Here is a 22,019-nt window from a genome sequence, read left to right as displayed (position 1 = left end):
GAATCAGATTCGCGCGCCGGTCGACGTGAATGCCACCGATGACGGCTCCTGGAACCGGTCCAGCACCATCCAGCCACCGAAGGCGAGAATGACGATTGCCGCACAGGCGGCCAAAAAGCTCTTCATGGACGCGATCCTCCCCGCATAAGCTTAGAGCTATTCAATACTATGGCGCGTCTGGCTTCAAGCCGACGCCGCGCCGGTCATTGTCGCGCCGGCTTCAGGCGAGCCGTTGGCCGGTTTGCGTAACGGCGTCCTTTTGCAGCGCAATATCGTTGGCGCGCGCGCGGTCGTCCGGCGTGTTCACGTTGAAGAATGGATCGACCGGCCGGTCCGGCCATTCGGCAAGCGCGATGCCGTGACGGGCGGTCCAGACTTCGATCTTGTGCAAATCTTCGTCGACCAGCGCGCGCCGGAGGTCGGCCCGCAACGCGACCGGCCAAAGCCCGGCGACCGGATGCCGCCAGTCGCCTGATTTGGCACAAGCGAGCGGCGTGCCGGCGGCGCTGCGCGCCGCATGCAGCCGCGCGACGAGATCGGCGGGAAGAAACGGGCAATCCCCTGGCACGCTGACCATCCATGCGATCTCCGGCCGATGGATGGCAGCCCAGTCGAGGCCCGCGAGAATGCCGGCGAGCGGACCGGCAAAGTCGGGGATGTCGTCGGCGACAACCGGCAGGCCAAAGCGCGCAAAACGCGACGGATCGCCATTGGCATTCAGGATGATGCCGTCGCATTGCGGCACCATGGTTTCGAGCACGCGGTCGAGGATGGTGCGGCCGCCGATGTCGATCAGCGCCTTGTCGCCGCCGCCCATGCGGCGTGCCAGTCCGCCGGCGAGAACGAGTCCGAGGGTGGCGGGAGTCACAACCGGCGCCACGAGTCACCTCCCCCCTTGCGGGGGAGGTCGACCGCCGAAGCGTCAGCGCAGGCGGTCGGGAGGGAGGTGAGCGATGAGTGGAGGCGCAAGTTTTGCCCCCCTCCCCAACCCTCCCCCGCAAGGGGGGAGGGAGCGCACCGCGTGCGCTGCGAGGGCGCTGATTCAATCGTCATGCATCGCGGCCTTGCGTCGATGCTTCGCGCTCTCGTCCTCCACGAAGCTGAGATCCTGGTCGAACACGATGCGGTCGAGGCCGGCGAGGGCGGTGAAGCGCTTGCCGCGCGCGCGGCCGATCAGCGTGAGGTTGGCCTTGCGCGCAAGCTCGACGCCCCAGGCGGTGAAGCCCGAGCGCGACACCAGAATGGGGATTCCCATGCGCACGGTCTTGATCACCATCTCGGAGGTGAGGCGGCCGGTGGTGTAGAAGATCTTGTCATGCGTCGGCATCTTCTGCTGGAACATCCAGCCGGCGATCTTGTCGACCGCGTTGTGGCGGCCGACGTCCTCCATATAGACCAGCGGCTTGTCCTGGTGCGCCAGCACGCAGCCATGAATCGCGCCGGCTTCGAGGTAGAGCGAAGGCGTGGTGTTGATCTTGTGGGTCAGCGCATAGAGCCACGAGGTGCGCAAGGGCGTGGCCGGCAGCGTGACGCCTTCCAGCGCGTCCATCAGGTCGCCGAAGATCGTGCCCTGCGCGCAGCCCGACGTCTGCACTCGCTTCTTGAGCTTTTCCTCGTAATTGGTTTCGCGCTCGGTGCGGACCACGACGACGGACAGCTCCTCGTCGTAATCGACACCGGTCACCACGTCGTCCGGCTGCAGCATGTTCTGGTTGAGCAGATAGCCGATCGCGAGATAATCGGGATGATCGGCGATCGTCATCGCGGTCACGATCTCCTGCGCATTCAGGAAGATCGTCAGTGGCCGCTCGACCGTGACCAGCGTCTCGATCTCCGCACCTGTCTGGTCGACACCACGCACGCGCTCGGTCAACCGCGGATCGTGCGGGTCCGGAGCGAGCAGATAGTCGTCGTCCGCCATGATCAACCGAACGGCAATTTCATGCCCGGCGGCAGCGGCAGGCCGCCGGTCAGTGCCTGCATCTTTTCCGCCATCACCACTTCAAGCTTCTTGCGGGCGTCGGCATGCGCGGTGACCAGAAGGTCTTCGACGATTTCCTTCTCGTCCGGCTTCATCAGCGAATCGTCGATCTTCACGCTCTTGAGGTCGCCCTTGCCGGACAGCGTCACCTTGACCACGCCGCCGCCGGAAGCGCCCTCGACCGATACGGTCTCGAGCTCGGCCTGCATCGACTGCATCTTGGATTGCAGCTCGGCCGCCTTCTTCATCATGCCCATGAAATCGGCCATGTCTCACCTTTCAAAGTTTTACCTGTCGTTGTCGCTGTCATCGTCGTCCGGATCGATGGGAGTAGCGTCGAAGTCGGGCTCAGCCGTCGGCTGCTCGATTTCGCGCGGGCGTACCGCCACAATCTCCGCGCCCGGGAAGCGTTCCAGCACCGCCTGCACCAGCGGATCGGCGCGCACGCCGCGCTTCAGTTCCGCCTCGCGCGCATCCATCTGCGCTTTCAGTGTCGGCTGACCCGGCTCGCGCGACAGCACCACCACCCAGGGCCGTCCGGTCCACATGCTGAGTTTGCCGGACAATTCGTTGACCAGGGTCTGGGCCGCCCCGGGTTCGAGCGCGATTTCGAGCTTCCCGTCCTCGCAACGGACCAGCCGCATGTCGCGCTCCAGCGCCGCCTTGATCCTGAGGTCGCGCTTCTCTGCCGCCAGTTGCACCACGGCTTCGAAGCTGCCGAGCACCATCGGTTGCGGTGACGGCGCGGCTTGTAGCGGACGCGGCGCTTCGTTCAGCGCCGGCGCGGCCATGGCGCGCGGTCCGCTGCGCGGCGCGTCGGAATGCGAGGCCGCCATCACCGCCGGTGCCGGCGTTGTTGCGAACGGAGCCGATGAAGAAGTGAGGCCGCCATTGCTGCGGGGAGCGGACAAAGCTGTCGTCTCGATAGACGTGCCGCCGGCGAGCGCGCGGATCGCTTCGTCCGGCGTCGGCAGATCGGCAGCATAGGCGATCCGCACCAGCAGCATTTCCGCGGCCGCCACCGGGCGCGCCGCCTGCTGCACCTCGGTAAGGCCTTTCAGCAGCATCTGCCAGGTTCGCGACAGGATGCGCATCGAGAGCTGTGCGGCGAAGGCGCGGCCGCGCACGCGCTCTGGCTCACTCAGGGACAGATCGTCCGCGACCGAGGGCACGAGCTTCACGCGCGTGACGAAATGCGTGAACTCGGCAAGATCAGACAGGATGATGGTTGGATCGGCGCCGGAATCGTATTGATCGCGCAGTTCCTTTAGCGCCCCGCCGATATCGCCCTTCAGCAGCATTTCGAACAGGTCAACGATGCGAGAGCGATCCGACAGCCCGAGCATCTGCCGGATGTCTTCGGCCCGCACCTCGCCGGCGGCGTGCGAAATCGCCTGATCGAGCAGCGACAACGAATCGCGCACCGAGCCTTCCGCCGCGCGCGCGATCAATGCCAGCGCCTCGGTTTCGGCTTTGACGTTTTCCTTTTCGGCGATGCCGGCCAGATGACGCACCAGAAGATCGCCGTCCACGCGCCGAAGATCGAACCTCTGACACCGAGACAGCACCGTGATCGGCACTTTTCTGATCTCGGTGGTCGCGAACACGAACTTGGCGTGCGGTGGCGGTTCCTCCAGCGTCTTCAGCAAGGCGTTGAACGCAGCCGTCGACAGCATGTGGACTTCGTCGAGGATGTAAACCTTGTAGCGCGCGCTGACCGGCGCATAGCGCACCGCATCGTTGATCTGCCGCACATCGTCGACGCCGTTATGTGAGGCGGCGTCCATTTCATGGACGTCGATATGGCGGCTTTCGATGATCGCCTGGCAATGCTCGCCCATCACCGGCATGTCGATGGTCGGTCCCTTGATCGACCCATCCGGCAATTGATAATTCAGCGCGCGGGCCAGGATGCGGGCGGTCGTGGTCTTGCCGACCCCGCGGACCCCGGTCAGGATCCAGGCTTGCGGAATGCGCCCGGTCTCGAAGGCATTCGAGACGGTGCGTACCATGGCGTCCTGACCGATCAGGTCGGTGAAGGTGGACGGCCGGTAGCGCCGCGCCAGCACCCGATAGCCGCCCGCGCCAAGTGCCGTAGCTTGGGGCGCAGCTTCTACCGGCTTCTGATTGCTGGTCTCGCTCATGGCGCTTCCGGTTTGGCGCTTCCGGGTTCGCGGCGCCGGCGCGGCCGGATACCTGTATTGGCCGCGGAAAAAGGGTGGGAGGCTGACACGCGACCCGAACCGAAGCTCGTTAGGGCTGCTTCCTTCCGGACCTGACCCGGTTGGCGAGTGGCTCGCCCACCGCCAACCTCCCGCGTGATATATCGGGCCTCGCCGCCCCGAAAGCAAGCAAAACGGCGCCCGGGGTGATAACCTGACGCGCCCCGCAATGCCTTGGACAATCTCATGAATTCGGATCAATGGTCGCTGCACCCGCAACTTGTGCGGGACACCATCGAACTTGGCGATCTCGCACTGTCGCGGGTCCTGGTGATCCGGGACGCGAATTACCCCTGGCTGCTGCTGGTTCCGCGCCGGCCCGGCATCGTCGAGATCATTGATCTGGAGGAGGTCGAGCAGGCCCAGCTGATGGTGGAGATCGCTCGCGTCAGCCGGGTGTTGAAGGCGGTGACCCAATGCGACAAGCTCAATGTCGCGGCGCTCGGCAATGCCGTGCCGCAGCTTCATGTGCATGTCATCGCGCGCCGCAAGACCGACAAGGCCTGGCCGAAACCGGTCTGGGGCGTCGCCCCGCCGCTCGACCATGATTCCGGCGAGGTCGAGCGCTTTATGGCTGCAATCAAGAAGAAACTCTGGGTGTCCTGATCATGCAGAATGCAATGCACTTCGGACCGTGGCCTGCGCTCGGCTATGTCGACAGCCTGCTCGACCGCGCGGCGGCGCGGCGCGTCGATCCGGATTTCCTTGAAGCCTGCTGCGTGAGCGCGGGGTCTGGCTTCTACCTGATCGGCGGCGAGATGATCGTGCTGAAACGGGCGGGGGATGCGTTCGATCCAATGTTTCTGCCGGATGAGCTTGCAGGCTTCGCGGCCGGGCCGGATCGTCTGTTTCTCGGGTTGCAGCAACAGACCGGCCGGTTCGGCATGTCGCTTGCGCAGGATGCCATCGAGACGCTGAAGGCCGACGCGCGGTTTCATGTCGTCGACCTGCGGTCGATCGCGGTGCAGGGCCTGGTGGCGCCCGAACATCTGCCGCCGCTCGCGGAAGCCAAGGCGCTGCTGCATTGGCATGCACGCCACCGTTTCTGCAGCAATTGCGGTCATCCCACCAATGTGGTGGAGGGCGGCTGGCGCCGGGATTGCCCCAACTGCCGGGCGCAGCATTTTCCGCGCACCGATCCGGTGGCGATCATGCTCGCGGTGCGCGGCGATCGTTGTCTGCTCGGCCGGCAAGCCCATTTCGCGCCGGGTATGTGGTCGTGCCTCGCGGGCTTCGTCGAGCCGGGCGAGAGCATGGAGGAAGCGGCGCGCCGCGAGACTCTGGAAGAAGCCGGAATCCGTTGCGGCCGCGTGCGTTATTTCGCCTCGCAGCCCTGGCCGTTTCCGTCCTCGCTGATGATCGGCTGCCACGCCGAGGCGATTTCGGAAGACATCGTGGTCGACCGCGACGAGCTCGAGGATGCGCGCTGGTTCTCGCGCGACGAGGCCGCGACGATGCTGATGCGGACCCATCCGGATGGACTCGGAACGCCGCCGCCGGTCGCCATCGCCCATCACATCATCCGCGCCTGGGTGGAGAAGGGCGACGATGTCCTTGCCTGACCGGACACGAGGGAAGCTTATTGTCTGCGCCGGGATGGCGGTCATCGATCATGTCTATCGCCTCACGACGTTTCCGGCTCCTGGCACCAAGACCCGCGCCCAGGATTTTTTTTCGGTGCTGGGTGGATGCGCTGCGAATGCTGCGATTACCATCAGCCGGCTCGGCGGACGGGCCCGTGTGGTGTCACCGCTGGGAGGCCCGGCCGGGCAGGATCTGACGGGCGACAACGTTGTTGCGAAGCTTGCGCGCGATGCGATCGACGTTGGGCATGTCGTGCGGCTGGATGGCGCCGTGTCCTCGCGATCCTCCATCTTCATCTCGGGCGATGGCGAACGGACCATCGTGAGCTATCGCGATCCGGCCTTGGAACGCGCTCGCCCGCATGACCCCACAGGCGCGATCTTGGGCGCCGATGGTCTCCTCGCCGACAACCGCTTTCAGGAATTCGTTCTGCCGACCGTTCGTGCCGCGGCAGCCGAGGGCAAGCTCGTGGTGCTGGATGCGGACAAGCCGATGGGACTGACCGACGAGTTGCTGACGCTCGCGACCCATATCGTGTTTTCCGCCGACGGTCTGCGCGCCACTGCTCAGACCGACGATCTGGCGACGGCGCTCGGCGTGGTCGCGGGGCATACGGACGCTTTCGTCGCCGTCACCGACGGACCACGCGAGATGCTGTGGCGGGAGAATGGTGGCATCGGCCGTCTGCCAGCTTTCGCGATCGAGGCGGTCGATACGCTTGGCGCGGGTGACGTTTTCCACGGCGCCTTCGCGCTGGCTATGGCCGAAGGCGAGCCCGTCGCGGCCGCCATGCGATTTGCCGCCGCCGCGGCCGCAATCAAATGCAGCCGCCTGGGCGGCGGGGCAGGCGCGCCGGATCGCGCCGAGGTCGCCGCGTTCCTGAGCGCCCGTGCCGAAAATTAGGCCTTTCTTGTGGAAGGATATTCTATATATAGCGGATCGCTGCTATTATTTTAGAATAATATTCCAGGTGACGCATGGATGCCATTGACCGGAAAATACTGCTGACCCTGCAGGAAGATGCCTCGCTGTCGGTTGCCGAGATCGGCCAGAGGGTCGGGCTGTCGTCGACGCCATGCTGGAAGCGGATTCAGCGGCTCGAGGCTGACGGCGTGATCCAGAAGCGCGTCGCGATCGTGGACCAGGACAAGGTCGGCCTGGGCATCAGCGTCTTCGTCTCGGTGGAGACCGACGATCATTCGGAGGAGTGGCTGGGCCGCTTCGCCGGCGCTGTCAGCGCGATGCCCGAGGTGATGGAATTCTACCGGATGGCCGGCGATGTCGATTACATGCTGCGCGTGGTCGTGCAGGACATGCAGGCCTACGACACCTTCTACAAGAAGCTGATCGCCGCCTCGCCGCTGAAGAACGTGACTTCGCGCTTTGCGATGGAGAAGATCAAGTCGACGACCAGCCTGCCGATCCCGTGACCCAATGCGTCGCTACGGGCGCGTAGGCCCGGACCCGACACTCAGATCTTGGTCACGGTCTCCGACAACCGCGGCCGCATGTAAATCTGATCGTTCAGATTCATGGCGCCGGTCACCACATAGCCGATCGACGGCTGGTACTTGTAGGTTGCTTCGCCCCAGACAAGCGAGGTGGACGGCGTATTCAGCGCGGGCGGGATGGTCACGGCGGAGCCGACCGCGCGCGCGGTGCCGTTCTTGGTGCTGCTCCACTTGATCTTGGCGTTGCCATTCTTGTCGATCTCAACGACCGACACCGTCACCTTCACGTCCTTGTCCGGATAAGGCGCCATGATCGCGGTCGCGGCTCCGAGTACGGCATTGATTCCGTTGTTGTCGATGCTTGACACCTGCGCGACGAGATCGGCCACGGTGCGAGCCGTCAGTGTCACCTTGCGGTCGATGCTGACGCCTTGCGACACCTCGACACCGCCGAGATACAGCGTGAGCATCAGCGGCAGCAGCATCGCAAACTCGACGGCCGATACGCCCCGCTTGTCTTTTGCGAAGTTGGACAGCCGCAGCGCGGCTGCGCGAACCATCATGCAATCGATCCGGTTGAGCATGGTGCGTCTCACTGGAAGGGTTCGTTGCGGAACGCGGCCGTCGCCATCAGCAGGCGCTTGCCGCCGGACAGGTCTGCGAGGTTGAGGCCGAGCAGCGATACATGGACGGGCCATTCGTAAAGCAGCCGGACAACGACGATGTCGCCCGGCGATCCGGGCTGCCAGGCAGGCGTGAAGGTGACATTGCCGTTGGCGTCGATCGGCTTCGAGGTATTGGCGGCGGCGAAAGACGAATAGGTGCGAACGTCTACCTTGATCCCGCCGTCGCAATCGAACAGCGCCAGGACCCGCTTGCAGACCTCTTCCTTGAACTGTTGCTGGTTGAGACCGCCTTTCTGCGCCTGCCCGGTCATGACCAGACGCGCGGAATCCGCCGTGGCGGTTTCAAGAACCTGACCGGCGAAGAACACGATCGCGGTTTCAAGAATGGCAAACATGAGCGCGAGAAACGGCGCGGCCACCATGGCGAATTCGATCGCCGCGGCGCCATCGTCTTTCCTGGCGAAGCGGCGAACGATGCGCGGGGTGATCCGTCGCATGAAACCCGATCGGGAAGTCTCTTTCACGGCCTCTGGCATGGCGATGATCCATTGGTCCGGACGTGCGGCCGGAGCAACGCGGTTCTAGCAAAGGCGCGTTTGTGAATTATTGCCCGGATTTCCGACAAAGGCCGGGGCGTCGTTTACCGGTTCGAAACCATGTCGGGCCGACCGATGCCGCGGCTTCATCTTACGCCGCGTCGGGACCGCTGCGTCAGCGCCCCGACGATATCGAGGTCGCCTGCGTGTTGCGGGTCGTTGTCTGCACCAGGGCCTGGTTGAAGTATTCCTGGTTGTCACCCGGTGCAATCACCGGCTGACAGGTCGGCACGCAGCTATAGGTCTCGCGGCTTGTGCCTTTGAAGACGACCACGGTGTTCAGCGCGCCGCGGACTTCGACGATTTTCTCGAACAGCGCGTTGCCCTTGCGATCCAGGGCAATGAAGTTGGTGGCTCCGTAGCCCTTTCCGGTCAGGACGGCGAGCCCGCCTGCCTGCAGCGAGGCGTCGACGATCAGCGGGTTTCCAACCACGATCGTGGCAACGCGCTCCGGCAGCTTGATGAGCTTGGCCTCGTCCATCGCTACATTCAGCCTCTCACCGGGCGGAAAGTCGCCCGCTTGCGCTGGAACTGAAACAGCGAACGCGACGATACCGGCGAGAGCGGATTGCCGAAACAGGCTCCAGAAGCCATGACGCGCCGCCATGATGTTACTCCGCACAAACGCACACACACGAGAGACCGAACGGCAAAACTCGGCGGCACACTCCGCCCCGTCGAACTCACACCAAAATGGTGAATCAATCGCCAACGGGACCGTTTAAAAAAATCCTCAACGCACGGACCTCCGCGCTACGCGTGTGGTCGCATAGATTGAGCGCGCGTTTTGTGCATCTGCATCAAATCTTCCTTAACCGCAATTTCGGACGGCGGAACTTCCAAAGCCCGCTTGCAGACAGGGAAAAGGCCTCCTCGATGCGGTGCAGGGATAGGGTGCGCTCCACAGTTTCGCGATGCGTTCATCGATCCCGTGAGAGCAAACACTGACCGGCTGCAACGTGAGCGTTGACGCATTTTGCCATGTAGAATTTGGGAAAATCTGCCGGTTGATCGCACCGGATCAAGCGCCGCCGCGCTTCATTGGCAGCGGGCTACAGGATGCGCATCACGAATGCTCACCGCCGACATCGCTAACGGATTCTAAAATCGTGCCCCGGATTCCCGAATGCCGGGCTTACAGATTCTTCAAACGCCACTGCTAGTTTCGCGTCACTGCCGGTCACCCGGCGGTCTGGTTCTAAGTCTGGTTCAACGCTGTCTCAACGGAGCTACAACAATGGTGACCTTCAAGAAGTTCATTCGCGACGAGTCGGGTGCAACCGCCATCGAATACGGCCTGATCGCAGCCGGAATCGCCGTCGCCATCATCACGGTCGTGCAGGGCATCGGTACGAGCCTGGAAGCAAAGTTCCAGGAAGTTAAAGCCGGTCTCCAGTAATATCCTGGATCGACTGCCAAGCCGCGCCCCCTGGCTTTGTCCCGCGGGCGCGGTTTCGCATTTATGGACCCTGCACCGGGCGCTTCCGGCGCGGTGCTAACCGGACGGCAAGAACGGGCCGGTTAGGTTCACGGTCGAATACGAGTAGATGTTGCGAGTGCGGCCATGACATTGATGATGACAGACGCGATCCGGCTGTTTTTGTTTCCGGCGCTCATGGCCTTCGCCGCCTTCAGCGACCTGTTCACGATGACGATCTCGAACCGCGTGTCGCTGCTTCTGGTCGCCGGCTTCTTCGTCATGGCCATGTTGGTCGGCATGGGTGGCGCGGATATTCTGTCGCATATGGGGGCCGGCCTCGCCGTGCTCGCCGTTACCTTCACATTGTTTGCCTGTGGCTGGATCGGCGGCGGAGATGCCAAACTTGCCGCCGCAACCGCGCTGTGGGTCGGCTTCGGTCCGCTGATGGATTATCTGGTCTACGCCTCGATCTTCGGCGGCATCCTGACGCTGGCCATCATCCGATATCGGGTTACGCCGCTGCCTGGGCTGCTGCAGGGCCAGGATTGGGCCTTGCGCCTGCATCGGGCAGACGAAGGCGTGCCTTATGGAATCGCGCTCGCGGGCGCCGCGCTCGCGGTCTATCCGCAGACCGTTTGGATGAAGCCGCTGGGCCTCGGCTGACCCCCGGGGTCGCGGTCGGTCAGAAAAAATTAACTTGGTTTGCAAACCGCTCATTAACCACGAATTGACCTTTGGGTGGTGAAACTCACCCTCACGGCCATGTCGGGCCGATTGCGTCATTCGTGGAAAGTGCAGCGTATGAAAGCCGCGCGACTTATCGTTCTTGGAGTTGCGGTCGCCGCAGGTGGTCTCGCCGCATTGCTGGCGGGTCGGTCAGCCTATCGCGCGCCCCCGCCGCCGCCGGTTGCCAAACTCGAGACCGTCGACGTTCTGATCGCAAAAAGCGATATCGGCCAGGGCACCACGGTGAAAGCAGACGAACTGAGCTGGCAATTATGGCCGGCGTCGTCCGCGAATTCGAATTTCATTCGCAAGAGCGATCGGCCCGATGCCATCGAACAGATCGCCGGTTCGATCGTGCGCGGCGGAACCTTCTATGCGGGGGAACCGATCCAGGAATCGCGTCTCGTGAAGGGAAGCGCCTCGGGTTACCTGTCCGCGATCCTGCCCGCCGGAATGCGCGCTGTGGCGACGGAAATCAGCGCCGAGACCAGCGCCGGCGGCTTCGTGATTCCAGGCGACCATGTCGACGTGCTTCTGACGCAGCGCGACCGCGAGGCGGAGAAGCGCACGGGCATTGAGACATTTGTCAGCGAGACCATCATCCTGAATGCGCCCGTTCTCGCCGTGGACCAGACGGTCGCGGACAAGAACGGGCAAAAGGTCGTTATCGGCAAGACCGTGACTCTCGAACTGTCACCTCGCCAGGCGGAAGCTCTGGCGCGCGGCAAGCAGGTCGGCACGCTCTCACTGGCCCTGCGCAGTGTCGTCGATACGTCCAAGAACGCCGACGACACCGACGAGGGTTCGTCCCGTGGCGGCGTGAACATGGTGCGTTTCGGCGTGTCCACCACCGCCGGATCGAAATAGGCCGAAGGAAGGAAACTGTTTATGGCGAACCAGACGACGATCCGGACGCTGTTGATCGCCGCCTCGCTTGCCGCGGGTGCAATGGCTGCGGCGCACGCCGCGGAACCCGATCTGCACCGCACTCCGGTGATTTCCGTGGTCGGCAGCGAAGCGAGTTCGCGCCCGGTGAATCTCGGCGTCGGCAAGGCGGTGGTCATTGATCTGCCGCGCGACGCCAAGGACGTCCTTGTCGCCGATCCCACCATTGCAAATGCCGTCGTCCGCTCGGCTCGCCGCGCCTACATGATCGGTGTCAAGGTCGGCCAGACCAGCATCTTCTTTTTCGACGCCGAAGGCCGCCAGATTGCGGGCTTCGACCTCGCGGTGAAACGCGACCTGAACGGCATCCGCGATGCGATCCGCCAGTCGGTTCCGGATAGCGATATTCGGGTCGAAGCGCTCGGTGCCGATGGCGTGATCCTGACGGGCACGGCGAATACACCGGTGGATGCGCAAACCGCTTTTGCCGTTGCGGGCCGGCTGCTCAATGCCGGAACGAACACCATGACGGCTGCAGGCGACAAGGTGGTGAATGCCATCACGGTTCGGGGCCGCGACCAGATCAATTTGCGGGTCACCGTAGCGGAAGTTCAACGCGAGGTGATCAAGCAGCTCGGTGTCAACCTGAACGGCACTGTCGGCGTCGGTTCCGCCGTGCTCAGGTTCAACAACGAAAATCCGTTCCCGGCCTTCGGTGCGCCGCTGGTCCCGGAAAACTTCGCCGCCGGGACCTTTACGTCGGGGAGCGGCAACCGCGTCAATGCGATCCTGCGCGCCATGGAGCGCGCCGGGGTGATCCGTACGCTCGCCGAGCCCAACCTCACCGCAATCTCCGGCGAGTCGGCAAACTTTCTGGCTGGCGGCGAATTTCCGATCCTTGCCGGTTACTCGTGCAGCGCCGTAACCGGCGGGACGGCGAATTGCCAACCGACGGTCGAGTTCAAGAAGTTCGGCATCAGCCTCGGCTTCACGCCGGTGGTGCTGTCGGAAGGCCGGGTCAGCCTCAAGGTGACGACCGAGGTCTCGGAATTGTCGAACGAAGGCGCTTTGCAGTTCGGCACCGCTGAAAATGCCCGTCAGATCCCGTCGCTGAAGGTGCGCCGCGCCGATACCACCGTCGAGATTCCGTCCGGCGGTGCGCTCGCCTTGGCCGGCCTCATTCAGGAACAGACCAAGCAGCAGATCAGCGGTTTGCCGGGCATGATGCAACTGCCGGTGTTGGGCGCGCTGTTCAAGAGCCGCGATTACGTCAACCGGCAGACCGAACTGATGATCCTGGTGACGCCCTACGTGGTGCGCGCCGTCGCGCCGAAGGATCTGTCGCGACCGGACGACGGCTATGCCGACACGTCCGATCCGTCGAGCTTCTTCATGGGCCGCCTGAACAAGATCTACGGCATCGCCGGCAAGGTCGATCCGAACCGCATGTATTACGGCAAATATGGCTTCATCGTTGACTAAGGGCGGACGAGGAGAGGATCGCATGTCACTCCCAATTTCGATCGGCCGCAGGCGCCCCGGCTGGCTGACGCCCCGGCTTCTCGCTGTCGTGGTCGCCGGTTTCTCGCTGGGCGGGTGCAACCTGCCGGCTTATACCGTGAAGGAAACGATCAGCTATCCGAACGACTATCGCAAGCGCCATCAGATCGGCTTGCGGGATGGGTCGCGCACGGTCGAAGTGTTTATCGGCCAGAGCCGCGGTTCGCTCACGCCGACGCAGCGTGCCGAGGTGCTGGCTTTCGCAAAAGTCTGGAAGGATGAAGCGACCGGCGGCGTGGTGATTGATGTGCCGACCGGCACGCGAAACCAGGTCGCGGCATCGCAGGCGCTGCGCGAAATCAATTCGATCTTCGCGGCCTCCGGCGTGCCGATGCAGAGCGTCGCGGTTCGCTCCTATACGCCGGAAGATCCCACCAAATTCCCGACATTGCGGCTGAACTATTCCACCATCGTCGCCGAAGCCGGACCCTGCGGATTGTGGCCGCAGGACCTCGGGCCGACGATGGACGCGGCCTATAACGACAACAACAATTACTGGAATCTCGGCTGTTCGAATCAGCGCAATCTCGCGGCGATGGTGGCCAACCCGGCAGACCTTGTTCAGCCGCGCGCCGAGACCCCGGCCTGGACGTCGCGCCGTACCACCGTACTTGAGAAATATCGCCAGGGTGTGAGCCCGGCGACGACCTATCCGAAAGACAACGACGGCACGGTGAGCGACGTAGCCCAATGATGAAATCCGCATTTCACAGCGCGATGGAAGACGCTGCGGAGGATTTGCCGGCGCGTGACGAGCACATCGCTCCTTCGCCCCGCATCTCGATCCAGGCCTTCTGCGAATCGGTGGAAACCGCCGCTGCGGTGCAGTCGGCGGGCGAGGATCGCCGCCTCGGCAAGGCGCATCTGAAAATCCAGATGGGCGGCATGACCGCGGCGCTCGAGGCCTATCGTTCGGCGCCGACGCCGAACGTGATCGTGCTGGAATTCGAATCGCTCCCGGAGACCGTTCTCGCCGGCCTCGATTCGCTGGCCGATCTCTGCGACCCCGGCACCCGCGTGATCGTGATCGGCCGCCATAATGACGTTGCGCTGTATCGCGAACTGGTCCGCCGCGGCGTCAGCGACTATCTCATCGCACCGGTCAACACGCTCGACATCGTGCGCGCGGTCTGCGGCCTGTATTCGGCGCCGGATGCGAAGCCGGTCGGCCGCATTCTTGCTGTGATCGGCGCCAAGGGCGGCGTCGGCGCATCCACCATCGCCCACAATGTCGCTTGGTCGATCGCCCGCGACCTGTCGCTCGACGCGGTGGTGACCGATCTCGATCTGGCCTTCGGCACCGCGGGTCTCGACTACAACCAGGATCCGCCGCAGGGCATTGCCGATGCGGTATTCTCGCCGGATCGCATCGACAACAATTTCATCGACCGGCTGCTGTCGAAATGCTCGGATAATCTGAGTTTGCTGGCGGCGCCGGCGACGCTCGAGCGGGTCTATGATTTCGGCGCCGACGCGTTCGACTCGATCTTCGATACGCTGCGCGCCAGCGTGCCCTGCATCGTGCTCGACGTGCCGCATCAATGGACCGGCTGGACCCAGCGCACGCTGCTCGCCGCCGACGATATCCTCATCGTCGCGGCGCCGGACCTCGCCAATCTGCGCAACGCCAAGAATCTCATCGACTATCTGAAGGCCGCACGGGTCAACGACCATCGTCCGTTCTATGCGCTCAATCAGGTCGGCGTCCCGAAGCGGCCGGAGATCAAGCCGTCCGACTTCGCCAAGGCGCTCGACAGCGAGGCCGCGGCCATCATCCCGTTCGAGCCGCAGCTGTTCGGAACCGCGGCCAATAACGGGCAGATGATCGCGGAAGTGTCCGGCAGCCATAAGGTCACCGAGACCTTCCGTCAGCTCGCGCAACTGATGACAGGTCGGTCCGAGGCGAAAAAGTCAAAGCCGGGTCTGCTGAGCCCGTTCATTCAGAAGCTTCGCAAGAAGGCGTAGGCCTGGAGTCTGTAGCCAGTGTTTGGAAAGCGTACCGCGTCAGGTCCTGCTTCGAGCGCATCCGGTGGAGGTGCCGCAACGCTCGCGCCGCCGCCGGCGCCGCAACCGGCCGCCCCGAAGCCGGCGGCGCCACCGCCCGCCGCAATCTCGAGCGAGGGCCGCGCGCCGCTGCCGGCCTCCGGGCTCGGCGCTCAACTGTTCTCTGCGCCGGCCGCGCCGCCGAAAGCCGCTCCGCTGCTCGCCACAGACAGCCGCCGCTCGGATAGCTATTACGAGGTCAAGGGTGCGATCTTCGGCGCGCTGATCGAGGCGATCGATCTGGCCCAGCTCGCCCGTCTCGATGCCGATGCCGCGCGCGAGGAAATCCGCGACATCGTCAACGAAATCATCGCCATCAAGAATGTGGTGATGTCGATCTCCGAGCAGGAAGAACTGCTCGACGATATCTGCAACGACGTTCTCGGCTACGGTCCGCTCGAACCGCTGCTGGCGCGCGATGACATCGCCGACATCATGGTGAACGGGTCGGGTACCGTTTATATCGAAGTGGCCGGCAAGATCCACAAAACCGGAATCCGCTTCCGCGACAATCAGCAGCTGCTGAACATCTGTCAGCGCATCGTCAGCCAGGTCGGCCGCCGCGTCGACGAATCCTCACCGATCTGCGACGCGCGTCTGCCGGACGGTTCGCGCGTGAACGCCATTGTCCCGCCGCTCGCCATCGACGGCCCCGCGCTCACCATCCGCAAGTTCAAGAAGGACAAGCTGCGCCTCGAGAACCTGGTCAAGTACGGCTCGATCACGCCCGAAGGTGCGGAAATCCTGAAGATCCTCGGCCGCTGCCGCGTCAACACCATCGTGTCCGGCGGTACCGGCTCCGGCAAGACCACGTTGCTGAACTGCCTCACCGAATTCATCGACGACGACGAACGGATCATCACCTGCGAGGACGCCGCCGAACTTCAACTGCAGCAGCCGCATGTGGTGCGTCTCGAAACCCGGCCGCCGAACCTCGAAGGCGAAGGCCAGGTCACCATGCGCGATCTGGTCAGGAACTGTCTGCGTATGCGTCCCGAACGCATCATCGTCGGCGAAGTGCGCGGACCGGAAGCCTTCGACCTGCTGCAGGCGATGAATACCGGCCACGACGGCTCGATGGGCACGCTGCACGCCAACTCGCCGCGCGAGGCGCTGTCTCGCGTCGAATCGATGATCACCATGGGCGGCTTCTCGTTGCCGTCCAAGACCATCCGCGAAATGCTGTGCTCCTCAATCGATGTGATCATTCAGGCCGCCCGCTTGCGAGATGGCTCGCGTCGCATCACCCACATTACCGAAGTGCTCGGCATGGAAGGCGATGTCATCATCACCCAGGATCTCTTCGTCTATGAGATGCTGGGAGAGGATGCCAACGGCAACCTGATCGGCCGCCATCGTTCGACCGGCATCGGCCGTCCGCGCTTCTGGGATCGTGCCCGCTATTACGGCGAGGAGAAGCGGCTTGCCGCCGCGCTCGATGCCAGCGCACAGGCCGATGACGAGGTGATGGCCTGATCATGCTCGATCCCAGCAACCAGCCCCTGATCATGGCAATTCTCGCGGCGGTCGCCGTGGGCGGGCTTGGCTGGGTGTTCGTGTATCCACTCCTGTCCGGCGAACGCAATGTCGAGCGACGCGTCGCCTCCGCGGCGCAGACGCACACGGTGCAGCGCGTGTCGCGGGGCGTGCAGAAATCGCGGCGCGAGCAGGTCGAGGAATCTCTGAAAGACCTCGAGCTTCGCCAGCGCAAGAATTCAAGGCCGACGCTCTCGCAGCGCATCGGGCAGGCCGGCCTGAGCTGGTCGGTGCGCCAGTATATTCTGATCTCGGCGGTCATGGGCATCGTCGCCTTCGGCCTCGTGATCGGCAGCGGTTTGGGGCTGATGCCGGCGCTGGGCTTTGGCTTCGCGGCCGGTTTCGGGCTGCCGTTCTGGATGCTGTCGTACCTGAAGAAGCGCCGCGAGGCCCGGTTTCTCACCATGCTGCCCGACGCCGTCGACGTGATCGTGCGCGGTATCAAGTCCGGCTTGCCGTTGCTGGATAGTCTCAAGGTGGTCGCGGCCGAAGGCCAGGAGCCGGTGAAGAGCGAGTTCAAGGCCATCATCGAGACCCAGACGGTCGGCATCCCGCTCGGCGATGCCTGCCTCAAGCTGCATGAGCGGATGCCGCTTCCGGAAGCGAATTTCTTCGGCATCGTGATCGCGATTCAGCAGAAGGCTGGCGGCAACCTTTCGGAAGCGCTTGGCAACCTGTCGAAGGTGCTGCGCGAGCGCAAGAAGATGAAGGCGAAGATCCAAGCCATGTCGATGGAGGCGAAAGCCTCCGCCGCCATTATCGGCTCGCTGCCGCCGGCCGTCATGGCGATCGTCTGGATCACCAGCCCGACCTATATCGAACTTCTCTGGACTCATCCCACCGGGCAATTGCTGCTGCTCGGCAGCGCGACGTGGATGCTGATCGGAGTGATGGTGATGAAGAAGATGATCAATTTCGACTTCTAGTGCTCTTTCCGGACGTCGTCGGTGGTTTCCGCAACTTCGAATGCGAACGCCGGAAGCGGAAGAACACTGGCAACGCGACGACTATAGGGCCGCCGTTCGATCTTCGGGTTTTCGATCGAATGTGCGGCAACGATACAGGACCTTGAATATCGGCGGCACCCAGGCTCACCATGTCCCAGATCATCATCGGCATTCTGAATGACACCCGGCTCCTCGCGATGATCCTCGCCGGGATTGCCGCGGTGGCGACGGTGCTGACTCTCGCGATGCCGCTGCTGGCCTCCGATCCGCTGCCGCGCCGCATGAAGTCGGTCGCGCTCGAGCGCGAAAAGATCAGACAGCGCGAGCGTGAGCGCATGGCGCGGGGCGAGAAGATTTCGCTGCGGGCAACGCCCAAGCAATTCATGCAGCGGGCGGTCGAGAATTTCCAGCTCAACAAATGGGTCGGCCAGGAAGAGGCGCGCGAGAAGCTGGTCCAGGCCGGCTATCGCGGCCACGCGCCTTATGTCACCTATCTGTTCTTCCGGATGGTGACACCGATCGCGGCGTTGCTGATCTCGGTTCTGTACGTGTTCTTCATCCTGAAACTCGACAAGCCGATCACTGTGAAGATCGGTATCTGTCTGTTTGCCACCTATGTCGGCATGCATTTGCCGTGGCTGTTCCTGAAGAACAAGATTCAGAAGCGGCAATTATCGATTCGCCGCGCTTTCCCGGACGCGCTCGACTTGCTGCTGATCTGCGTCGAATCCGGCATGTCGATCGAGGCCGCCTTCAGGAAGGTCTCGAACGAGATCGGATCGCAATCGATCGCGCTGGCCGAGGAGTTCACGCTGACCACGGCCGAGTTGTCCTATCTTCCGGACCGGCGACAGGCTTACGACAATCTTGCCAAGCGCACCGATATGGAAGGCGTCAAGTCGGTCTGCATGGCCTTGCAGCAGGCGGAGCGCTACGGCACCCCGCTGGCGCAGACCTTGCGGGTGCTGGCGCAGGAAAATCGCGACATGCGCATGTCCGAGGCCGAGAAGAAGGCCGCGGCACTCCCGCCCAAGCTGACCGTGCCGATGATCCTGTTCTTCCTGCCGGTCTTGTTCGTCGTCATTCTCGGCCCGGCTGCGATCCGTGTGATGGCGATCCAATAGCCAGCACTCTATTGCCCTTCAGAGGCGAACCCTGGCCTGTTTCGTTGACGGTGCGACGCGACGCAGCGCATGCTGTCTGATGGCATAGTCAAATGACGGCAACGAAGGCCTGGTCGCGCGCTCAATAATTGTTCGCGGCCTGTCGTAACGCCTGCTGCGTCGGTTTGCTCTTGTTGGACTTGTTCTCAGCCAGCATCTGTTTGAGATAGTGCAGGTTGGCGGCCGCTTCTTCCGGTGACAGATCGGCTTGTGCGATCTGCTGGGCTTCCTGGAAACGGCCCTGCAGGCCGACCACCAGCGCGAGGTTCTGGCGCACGCGCGGCTCGCGGTTGTTGGCGGTGTTGGCCCGCCGCAGGGTTTGCTCGGCTTCGCTCAGGTTCTTGGAAAGAGCATAGGACAGGCCGAGATTGGACATCACCGACGGCTCGTCGGGAACGATCTTCAGCGCGGCGATGTATTGGCGACGCGCTTCCTGGTGCCGTCCCATCTGGTCGAGCACCACACCCTGCACCGACAGGATGCGCCAGTCGGGCTGGTCCGGCGTGTGCGCGCGGCTCAGGACGTCGAGCGCCTGCACGAACTGGCCCGTATCAGCGAGCGCGCGTCCATAGGCGCCGAGAACCGCCGTGTTGTTGGGGTTGCTGAGCGAGGATTGTTCGAGCACAGCCACCGCCTGCGCGCGCTGACCGGTGGCGCGCAGGGCCTGTGCGTACCGGATGCCGGCTTCGGCATCTTTCTGGTTCTTGGCGTAGCGCTCACCCCAGATTTGCGCCTCGCGCCGCCAGTCGCCCTCGGGCGAGGATTGTCCGGCAGCGTCGGCGATGGTTCCGATCTGGGCGGACTGGCAACCGCCGAGCATCAAGGCCGCCATGAGGGCCGCGCCGGCCAGAAGGCTGGACTTGGGACGATACTTCGATTTGCAACGATACATGGCGCGCCTCGATCGGCGCCGGGGACCGCCCGCACGCCACCCTTGCTCAATAAAGCGTTAACCCTAACGGTCGGTTAAAGCGGCCCCTTGGCGGGGCGGCACCGGACCCGATAAGAAGCCTCATGCACCACGCCTTCGCCGAATCGGGCCGCGACACGGCCATTCCCATCTGGTTTGTCACCAAGACGACATGGCCCGGCATCCGGGACACCCTGAGCCCGATGGCCCGCAGCTTTGCCGAAGCCGCTGGCTTCGAGCCGAAGCGCGGCGCGCATCTCGCGCTGCCGGCAGCGGAGGGCGGCATCGCCGGGATTCTGTTCGGTCTCGAGGACAGCGCCACCGAAGCGAACCCGATGCTCCCGGGCAATCTGCCGGGATTGCTGCCGGACGGCGTCTACCGCTTCGCCAATTTGCCGCACGATACCCGCCTCGCGGCATTGGCCTTTGCGCTGGGCAGCTACCGCTTCGACCGCTATCGCAAGCGCAAAGCCAAATCGGTGACGCTGGTGCCGCCGGACGGGGTCGATGCCGCAGATCTGTCGCGCATTGTCGAGGGCGTGACCTTGGCGCGCGACCTGATCAACACGCCGTCGAACGACATGGGACCGGCCGAGTTGCACGAGGCCGCGCGGCTCCTCGCCGAGCGTCACGACGCCTGGATCGAGGCGGTGACGGACGACGAATTGCTGCTGAAGAATTTTCCGCTGATCCATGCGGTCGGGCGCGCCGCGGCGCGGCCGCCGCGTCTGATCGATCTGCATTGGGGCGACCCGACGCATCCGAAGGTGACGGTGGTCGGGAAGGGGGTCTGCTTCGATACCGGCGGCCTCGATCTGAAGCCGTCGAGCGCAATGCTGCTGATGAAGAAGGATATGGGCGGCGCCGCCGCGGCGCTGGCGCTGGCGCATATGGTGATGGACCGCAAGCTGCCGGTGGCGTTGCGCGTGCTGATCCCGGCGGTCGAGAATTCGGTGTCGGGTTCGGCTTTCCGGCCGCTCGATGTGTATCCGTCGCGCAAGGGCCTGACCGTCGAGGTCGGCAATACCGATGCCGAGGGCCGGCTGGTGCTTGCGGATGCGCTGACGCTCGCCGACGAGGCGGCGCCCGATCTTCTGATCGATCTCGGAACGCTGACGGGGGCTGCTCGGGTGGCGCTCGGGCCCGAGCTTGTGCCTTTCTACGTGCATGACAACCAACTCGCGGAATCGATGGCGCGGCACGGCACCGCCGAGCACGATCCGCTCTGGCGCATGCCGTTATGGGCGTCGTACGAATCCATGTTGGATTCCAAGGTGGCGGACACCGGTAATGTCAGCAACGGCGCGTTTGCCGGTTCGATCACCTGCGCGCTGTTCCTGCAGAAGTTCGTAACCGCGGCGAAAGCGTGGTTGCATTTCGACATTTACGGCTGGAATCCGGCAACAAAGCCCGCCCGCCCCGAAGGCGGCGAGTGCCAGGCCGCCCGCGCGCTCTACGCGCTGTTGTGCGAACGATACGGCTGAGATCTCGTGACGCTCGATCCACGTCTCACGCCGGCGCGTCCCGATCTCGCTGCCAAACATCTTGAAGGCCAGGTCGAGGCCGAACGCTTCGCCGAAGGGTCAGTGTGCGAAGTGTTCGACCCACGCGCGCCGTTGCGGCGCGCGCCGGTGCCTGACGCGCCGCTGGAAACGGAGGCGCTGAAGGGCGAACGCATTACGGTTTATGAAACGACCGAGGAAGGCTGGTGCTGGGGCCAGCTCGCTTCTGACGGTTATGTCGGATGGATCCCGGCGAACGCGCTCACGACTACACTTACGGAACCGACCATGCGTGTGCAGGCTCTCAGCACGCTGGCCTTTCCTGCTCCCAATATCAAGATTCCGCCAATCGAGGCGCTGCCTCTTGGCGCATGTGTTGCAGTTGAGAAAATCGAGCAACCGTTTGCGCGCACCGTGCATGGCGGATTTATCCCGGCGCAACATCTCGCGCCGCTCGACCAGCATGAAACCGACTATGTCGCGGTTGCGGAACGTTTCCTGGGAACGCCCTATCTCTGGGGCGGAAAGACCAATCTTGGCATCGACTGTTCCGGGCTGGTGCAGATGGCGATGTCAGCCTGCGGGATCGCGTGCCAGCGCGACAGCGACATGCAGGAGAATTCGCTTGGTGAGCCGGTCAGCGTGCTCGGCGCGCTGTCGATGCCGCAGCGCGGAGACCTGCTCTTTTGGCGCGGTCACGCCGCGCTGGTCCGCGATCGCAAAACCATCATTCACGCCAATGCACATCACATGTCAGTCGCGATCGAGCCGCTTGATCAGGCTATAGCGCGCATTCGGGAGGCGGGCTCCGACGTAACGTCGGTAAGGCGGGTGATTATCCGCACGCAATCAGGCGGATAGTTTTCG

General features: G+C 63.6%; 24 protein-coding genes and 1 other RNA gene. 15 read left to right on the top strand and 10 right to left on the bottom strand.

Annotated elements, in window-relative coordinates; translation table 11 throughout:
• Positions 1–3: 3 nt before the first annotated feature.
• From AC5I5I_RS12660 to ffs, 6 genes are all read right to left on the bottom strand, one after another.
• Positions 4–126, bottom strand: coding sequence for a hypothetical protein (locus AC5I5I_RS12660; RefSeq protein WP_495973486.1), 123 nt, complete (start codon positions 124–126; stop codon positions 4–6).
• Between the two features lie 94 nt (positions 127–220).
• Positions 221–880, bottom strand: a complete 660-nt coding sequence (mobA, locus tag AC5I5I_RS12655) for a molybdenum cofactor guanylyltransferase MobA (RefSeq protein ID WP_495973484.1) — start codon at positions 878–880, stop codon at positions 221–223.
• Between the two features lie 162 nt (positions 881–1,042).
• Positions 1,043–1,921 (bottom strand): formate dehydrogenase accessory sulfurtransferase FdhD, encoded by an 879-nt coding sequence (locus tag AC5I5I_RS12650; protein ID WP_495973482.1) that lies wholly within the window; start codon positions 1,919–1,921, stop codon positions 1,043–1,045.
• A gap of 2 nt (positions 1,922–1,923) precedes the next feature.
• Complete coding sequence (locus AC5I5I_RS12645) at positions 1,924–2,250, bottom strand: YbaB/EbfC family nucleoid-associated protein (RefSeq protein ID WP_495973480.1); 327 nt, start codon at positions 2,248–2,250, stop codon at positions 1,924–1,926.
• An 18-nt stretch (positions 2,251–2,268) separates the two neighbouring features.
• Positions 2,269–4,125 carry a DNA polymerase III subunit gamma/tau gene (locus AC5I5I_RS12640; protein ID WP_495973478.1) on the bottom strand — a complete coding sequence of 619 codons (1,857 nt, stop codon included), beginning with the start codon at positions 4,123–4,125 and terminating at the stop codon, positions 2,269–2,271.
• A gap of 74 nt (positions 4,126–4,199) precedes the next feature.
• Positions 4,200–4,296, bottom strand: an RNA gene (gene ffs / locus AC5I5I_RS12635) — signal recognition particle sRNA small type.
• A gap of 93 nt (positions 4,297–4,389) precedes the next feature.
• Here ffs and AC5I5I_RS12630 point away from each other — a divergent pair.
• From AC5I5I_RS12630 to AC5I5I_RS12615, 4 genes are all read left to right on the top strand, one after another.
• Positions 4,390–4,809, top strand: coding sequence for an HIT family protein (locus AC5I5I_RS12630; protein ID WP_495973476.1), 420 nt, complete (start codon positions 4,390–4,392; stop codon positions 4,807–4,809).
• A 2-nt stretch (positions 4,810–4,811) separates the two neighbouring features.
• The gene (gene nudC / locus AC5I5I_RS12625; RefSeq protein WP_495973474.1) at positions 4,812–5,765 is read left to right on the top strand and encodes an NAD(+) diphosphatase; all 954 of its coding nucleotides are present in this window, start codon (positions 4,812–4,814) and stop codon (positions 5,763–5,765) included.
• Positions 5,680–6,690, top strand: a complete 1,011-nt coding sequence (locus AC5I5I_RS12620; RefSeq protein ID WP_495973472.1) for a PfkB family carbohydrate kinase — start codon at positions 5,680–5,682, stop codon at positions 6,688–6,690. Before nudC ends, AC5I5I_RS12620 begins: the two co-directional genes overlap by 86 nt.
• A 74-nt stretch (positions 6,691–6,764) precedes the next feature.
• A complete protein-coding gene (locus tag AC5I5I_RS12615) occupies positions 6,765–7,217 on the top strand; it encodes an Lrp/AsnC family transcriptional regulator (protein ID WP_495973470.1) in 453 nt (150 codons plus the stop codon).
• 41 nt (positions 7,218–7,258) lie between these two features.
• Here the strand turns inward: AC5I5I_RS12615 and AC5I5I_RS12610 are convergent, their stop codons facing one another.
• The 3 genes from AC5I5I_RS12610 to AC5I5I_RS12600 form a co-directional block, all read right to left on the bottom strand.
• Complete coding sequence (locus AC5I5I_RS12610; RefSeq protein ID WP_495973468.1) at positions 7,259–7,822, bottom strand: TadE/TadG family type IV pilus assembly protein; 564 nt, start codon at positions 7,820–7,822, stop codon at positions 7,259–7,261.
• 8 nt (positions 7,823–7,830) lie between these two features.
• A complete protein-coding gene (locus AC5I5I_RS12605) occupies positions 7,831–8,361 on the bottom strand; it encodes a TadE/TadG family type IV pilus assembly protein (protein WP_495973466.1) in 531 nt (176 codons plus the stop codon).
• Between the two features lie 214 nt (positions 8,362–8,575).
• On the bottom strand, positions 8,576–9,067 hold the full coding sequence (locus tag AC5I5I_RS12600; RefSeq protein WP_495973464.1) for a pilus assembly protein N-terminal domain-containing protein: 492 nt from the start codon (positions 9,065–9,067) through the stop codon (positions 8,576–8,578).
• Positions 9,068–9,697: 630 nt separating this feature from the next.
• Here AC5I5I_RS12600 and AC5I5I_RS12595 point away from each other — a divergent pair.
• The 9 genes from AC5I5I_RS12595 to AC5I5I_RS12555 all read left to right on the top strand — a co-directional run bounded on the left by AC5I5I_RS12595 (position 9,698) and on the right by AC5I5I_RS12555 (position 18,701).
• Positions 9,698–9,859 carry a Flp family type IVb pilin gene (locus AC5I5I_RS12595; RefSeq protein ID WP_495973462.1) on the top strand — a complete coding sequence of 54 codons (162 nt, stop codon included), beginning with the start codon at positions 9,698–9,700 and terminating at the stop codon, positions 9,857–9,859.
• Positions 9,860–10,033: 174 nt separating this feature from the next.
• Positions 10,034–10,543: an A24 family peptidase gene (locus AC5I5I_RS12590; RefSeq protein ID WP_495973884.1), complete on the top strand. Its 510-nt coding sequence runs from the start codon at positions 10,034–10,036 to the stop codon at positions 10,541–10,543.
• A 138-nt stretch (positions 10,544–10,681) separates the two neighbouring features.
• The gene (gene cpaB / locus AC5I5I_RS12585) at positions 10,682–11,473 is read left to right on the top strand and encodes a Flp pilus assembly protein CpaB (RefSeq protein WP_495973460.1); all 792 of its coding nucleotides are present in this window, start codon (positions 10,682–10,684) and stop codon (positions 11,471–11,473) included.
• A gap of 21 nt (positions 11,474–11,494) precedes the next feature.
• On the top strand, positions 11,495–12,973 hold the full coding sequence (locus tag AC5I5I_RS12580; RefSeq protein ID WP_495973458.1) for a type II and III secretion system protein family protein: 1,479 nt from the start codon (positions 11,495–11,497) through the stop codon (positions 12,971–12,973).
• A 22-nt stretch (positions 12,974–12,995) separates the two neighbouring features.
• Positions 12,996–13,745, top strand: coding sequence for a CpaD family pilus assembly protein (locus AC5I5I_RS12575; protein WP_495973456.1), 750 nt, complete (start codon positions 12,996–12,998; stop codon positions 13,743–13,745).
• Complete coding sequence (locus AC5I5I_RS12570) at positions 13,742–15,016, top strand: CpaE/TadZ family protein (RefSeq protein WP_495973454.1); 1,275 nt, start codon at positions 13,742–13,744, stop codon at positions 15,014–15,016. Before AC5I5I_RS12575 ends, AC5I5I_RS12570 begins: the two co-directional genes overlap by 4 nt.
• A gap of 18 nt (positions 15,017–15,034) precedes the next feature.
• Positions 15,035–16,570, top strand: coding sequence for a TadA family conjugal transfer-associated ATPase (locus tag AC5I5I_RS12565; RefSeq protein WP_495973452.1), 1,536 nt, complete (start codon positions 15,035–15,037; stop codon positions 16,568–16,570).
• A gap of 2 nt (positions 16,571–16,572) precedes the next feature.
• Positions 16,573–17,556, top strand: a complete 984-nt coding sequence (locus AC5I5I_RS12560; protein WP_495973450.1) for a type II secretion system F family protein — start codon at positions 16,573–16,575, stop codon at positions 17,554–17,556.
• 170 nt (positions 17,557–17,726) lie between these two features.
• Positions 17,727–18,701: a type II secretion system F family protein gene (locus AC5I5I_RS12555; RefSeq protein ID WP_495973448.1), complete on the top strand. Its 975-nt coding sequence runs from the start codon at positions 17,727–17,729 to the stop codon at positions 18,699–18,701.
• Positions 18,702–18,822: 121 nt separating this feature from the next.
• On the opposite strand, the gene AC5I5I_RS12550 is transcribed toward AC5I5I_RS12555, so the two are convergent.
• Positions 18,823–19,572 carry a tetratricopeptide repeat protein gene (locus tag AC5I5I_RS12550; RefSeq protein ID WP_495973446.1) on the bottom strand — a complete coding sequence of 250 codons (750 nt, stop codon included), beginning with the start codon at positions 19,570–19,572 and terminating at the stop codon, positions 18,823–18,825.
• 182 nt (positions 19,573–19,754) lie between these two features.
• On the opposite strand from AC5I5I_RS12550, the gene AC5I5I_RS12545 reads away from it, so the two are divergent.
• A complete protein-coding gene (locus tag AC5I5I_RS12545) occupies positions 19,755–21,134 on the top strand; it encodes a leucyl aminopeptidase family protein (protein WP_495973444.1) in 1,380 nt (459 codons plus the stop codon).
• Between the two features lie 6 nt (positions 21,135–21,140).
• Complete coding sequence (locus tag AC5I5I_RS12540; protein ID WP_495973442.1) at positions 21,141–22,013, top strand: C40 family peptidase; 873 nt, start codon at positions 21,141–21,143, stop codon at positions 22,011–22,013.
• Positions 22,014–22,019: the final 6 nt, after the last annotated feature.

The organism is Pseudorhodoplanes sp. (assembly GCF_059499825.1).
This window is presented reverse-complemented; position numbering and strand designations above follow the sequence as displayed.

What these genes read in the sequence shown, in the direction of transcription:
- AC5I5I_RS12630 (WP_495973476.1), top strand. Translation starts at nt 4,390, where the DNA reads ATGAATTCGGATCAATGGTCGCTGCACCCGCAACTTGTGCGGGACACC.
- AC5I5I_RS12570 (WP_495973454.1), top strand. Translation starts at nt 13,742, where the DNA reads ATGATGAAATCCGCATTTCACAGCGCGATGGAAGACGCTGCGGAGGAT.
- AC5I5I_RS12560 (WP_495973450.1), top strand. Translation starts at nt 16,573, where the DNA reads ATGCTCGATCCCAGCAACCAGCCCCTGATCATGGCAATTCTCGCGGCG.
- AC5I5I_RS12580 (WP_495973458.1), top strand. Translation starts at nt 11,495, where the DNA reads ATGGCGAACCAGACGACGATCCGGACGCTGTTGATCGCCGCCTCGCTT.
- nudC (WP_495973474.1), top strand. Translation starts at nt 4,812, where the DNA reads ATGCAGAATGCAATGCACTTCGGACCGTGGCCTGCGCTCGGCTATGTC.
- AC5I5I_RS12660 (WP_495973486.1), bottom strand. Translation starts at nt 126, where the DNA reads ATGAAGAGCTTTTTGGCCGCCTGTGCGGCAATCGTCATTCTCGCCTTC.
- AC5I5I_RS12645 (WP_495973480.1), bottom strand. Translation starts at nt 2,250, where the DNA reads ATGGCCGATTTCATGGGCATGATGAAGAAGGCGGCCGAGCTGCAATCC.
- cpaB (WP_495973460.1), top strand. Translation starts at nt 10,682, where the DNA reads ATGAAAGCCGCGCGACTTATCGTTCTTGGAGTTGCGGTCGCCGCAGGT.
- AC5I5I_RS12600 (WP_495973464.1), bottom strand. Translation starts at nt 9,067, where the DNA reads ATGGCGGCGCGTCATGGCTTCTGGAGCCTGTTTCGGCAATCCGCTCTC.
- AC5I5I_RS12550 (WP_495973446.1), bottom strand. Translation starts at nt 19,572, where the DNA reads ATGGCGGCCTTGATGCTCGGCGGTTGCCAGTCCGCCCAGATCGGAACC.
- AC5I5I_RS12620 (WP_495973472.1), top strand. Translation starts at nt 5,680, where the DNA reads ATGGACTCGGAACGCCGCCGCCGGTCGCCATCGCCCATCACATCATCC.
- AC5I5I_RS12610 (WP_495973468.1), bottom strand. Translation starts at nt 7,822, where the DNA reads ATGCTCAACCGGATCGATTGCATGATGGTTCGCGCAGCCGCGCTGCGG.
- AC5I5I_RS12605 (WP_495973466.1), bottom strand. Translation starts at nt 8,361, where the DNA reads ATGCGACGGATCACCCCGCGCATCGTTCGCCGCTTCGCCAGGAAAGAC.
- AC5I5I_RS12595 (WP_495973462.1), top strand. Translation starts at nt 9,698, where the DNA reads ATGGTGACCTTCAAGAAGTTCATTCGCGACGAGTCGGGTGCAACCGCC.
- AC5I5I_RS12555 (WP_495973448.1), top strand. Translation starts at nt 17,727, where the DNA reads ATGTCCCAGATCATCATCGGCATTCTGAATGACACCCGGCTCCTCGCG.
- AC5I5I_RS12590 (WP_495973884.1), top strand. Translation starts at nt 10,034, where the DNA reads ATGATGACAGACGCGATCCGGCTGTTTTTGTTTCCGGCGCTCATGGCC.
- AC5I5I_RS12640 (WP_495973478.1), bottom strand. Translation starts at nt 4,125, where the DNA reads ATGAGCGAGACCAGCAATCAGAAGCCGGTAGAAGCTGCGCCCCAAGCT.
- AC5I5I_RS12575 (WP_495973456.1), top strand. Translation starts at nt 12,996, where the DNA reads ATGTCACTCCCAATTTCGATCGGCCGCAGGCGCCCCGGCTGGCTGACG.
- AC5I5I_RS12615 (WP_495973470.1), top strand. Translation starts at nt 6,765, where the DNA reads ATGGATGCCATTGACCGGAAAATACTGCTGACCCTGCAGGAAGATGCC.
- AC5I5I_RS12545 (WP_495973444.1), top strand. Translation starts at nt 19,755, where the DNA reads ATGCACCACGCCTTCGCCGAATCGGGCCGCGACACGGCCATTCCCATC.
- AC5I5I_RS12650 (WP_495973482.1), bottom strand. Translation starts at nt 1,921, where the DNA reads ATGGCGGACGACGACTATCTGCTCGCTCCGGACCCGCACGATCCGCGG.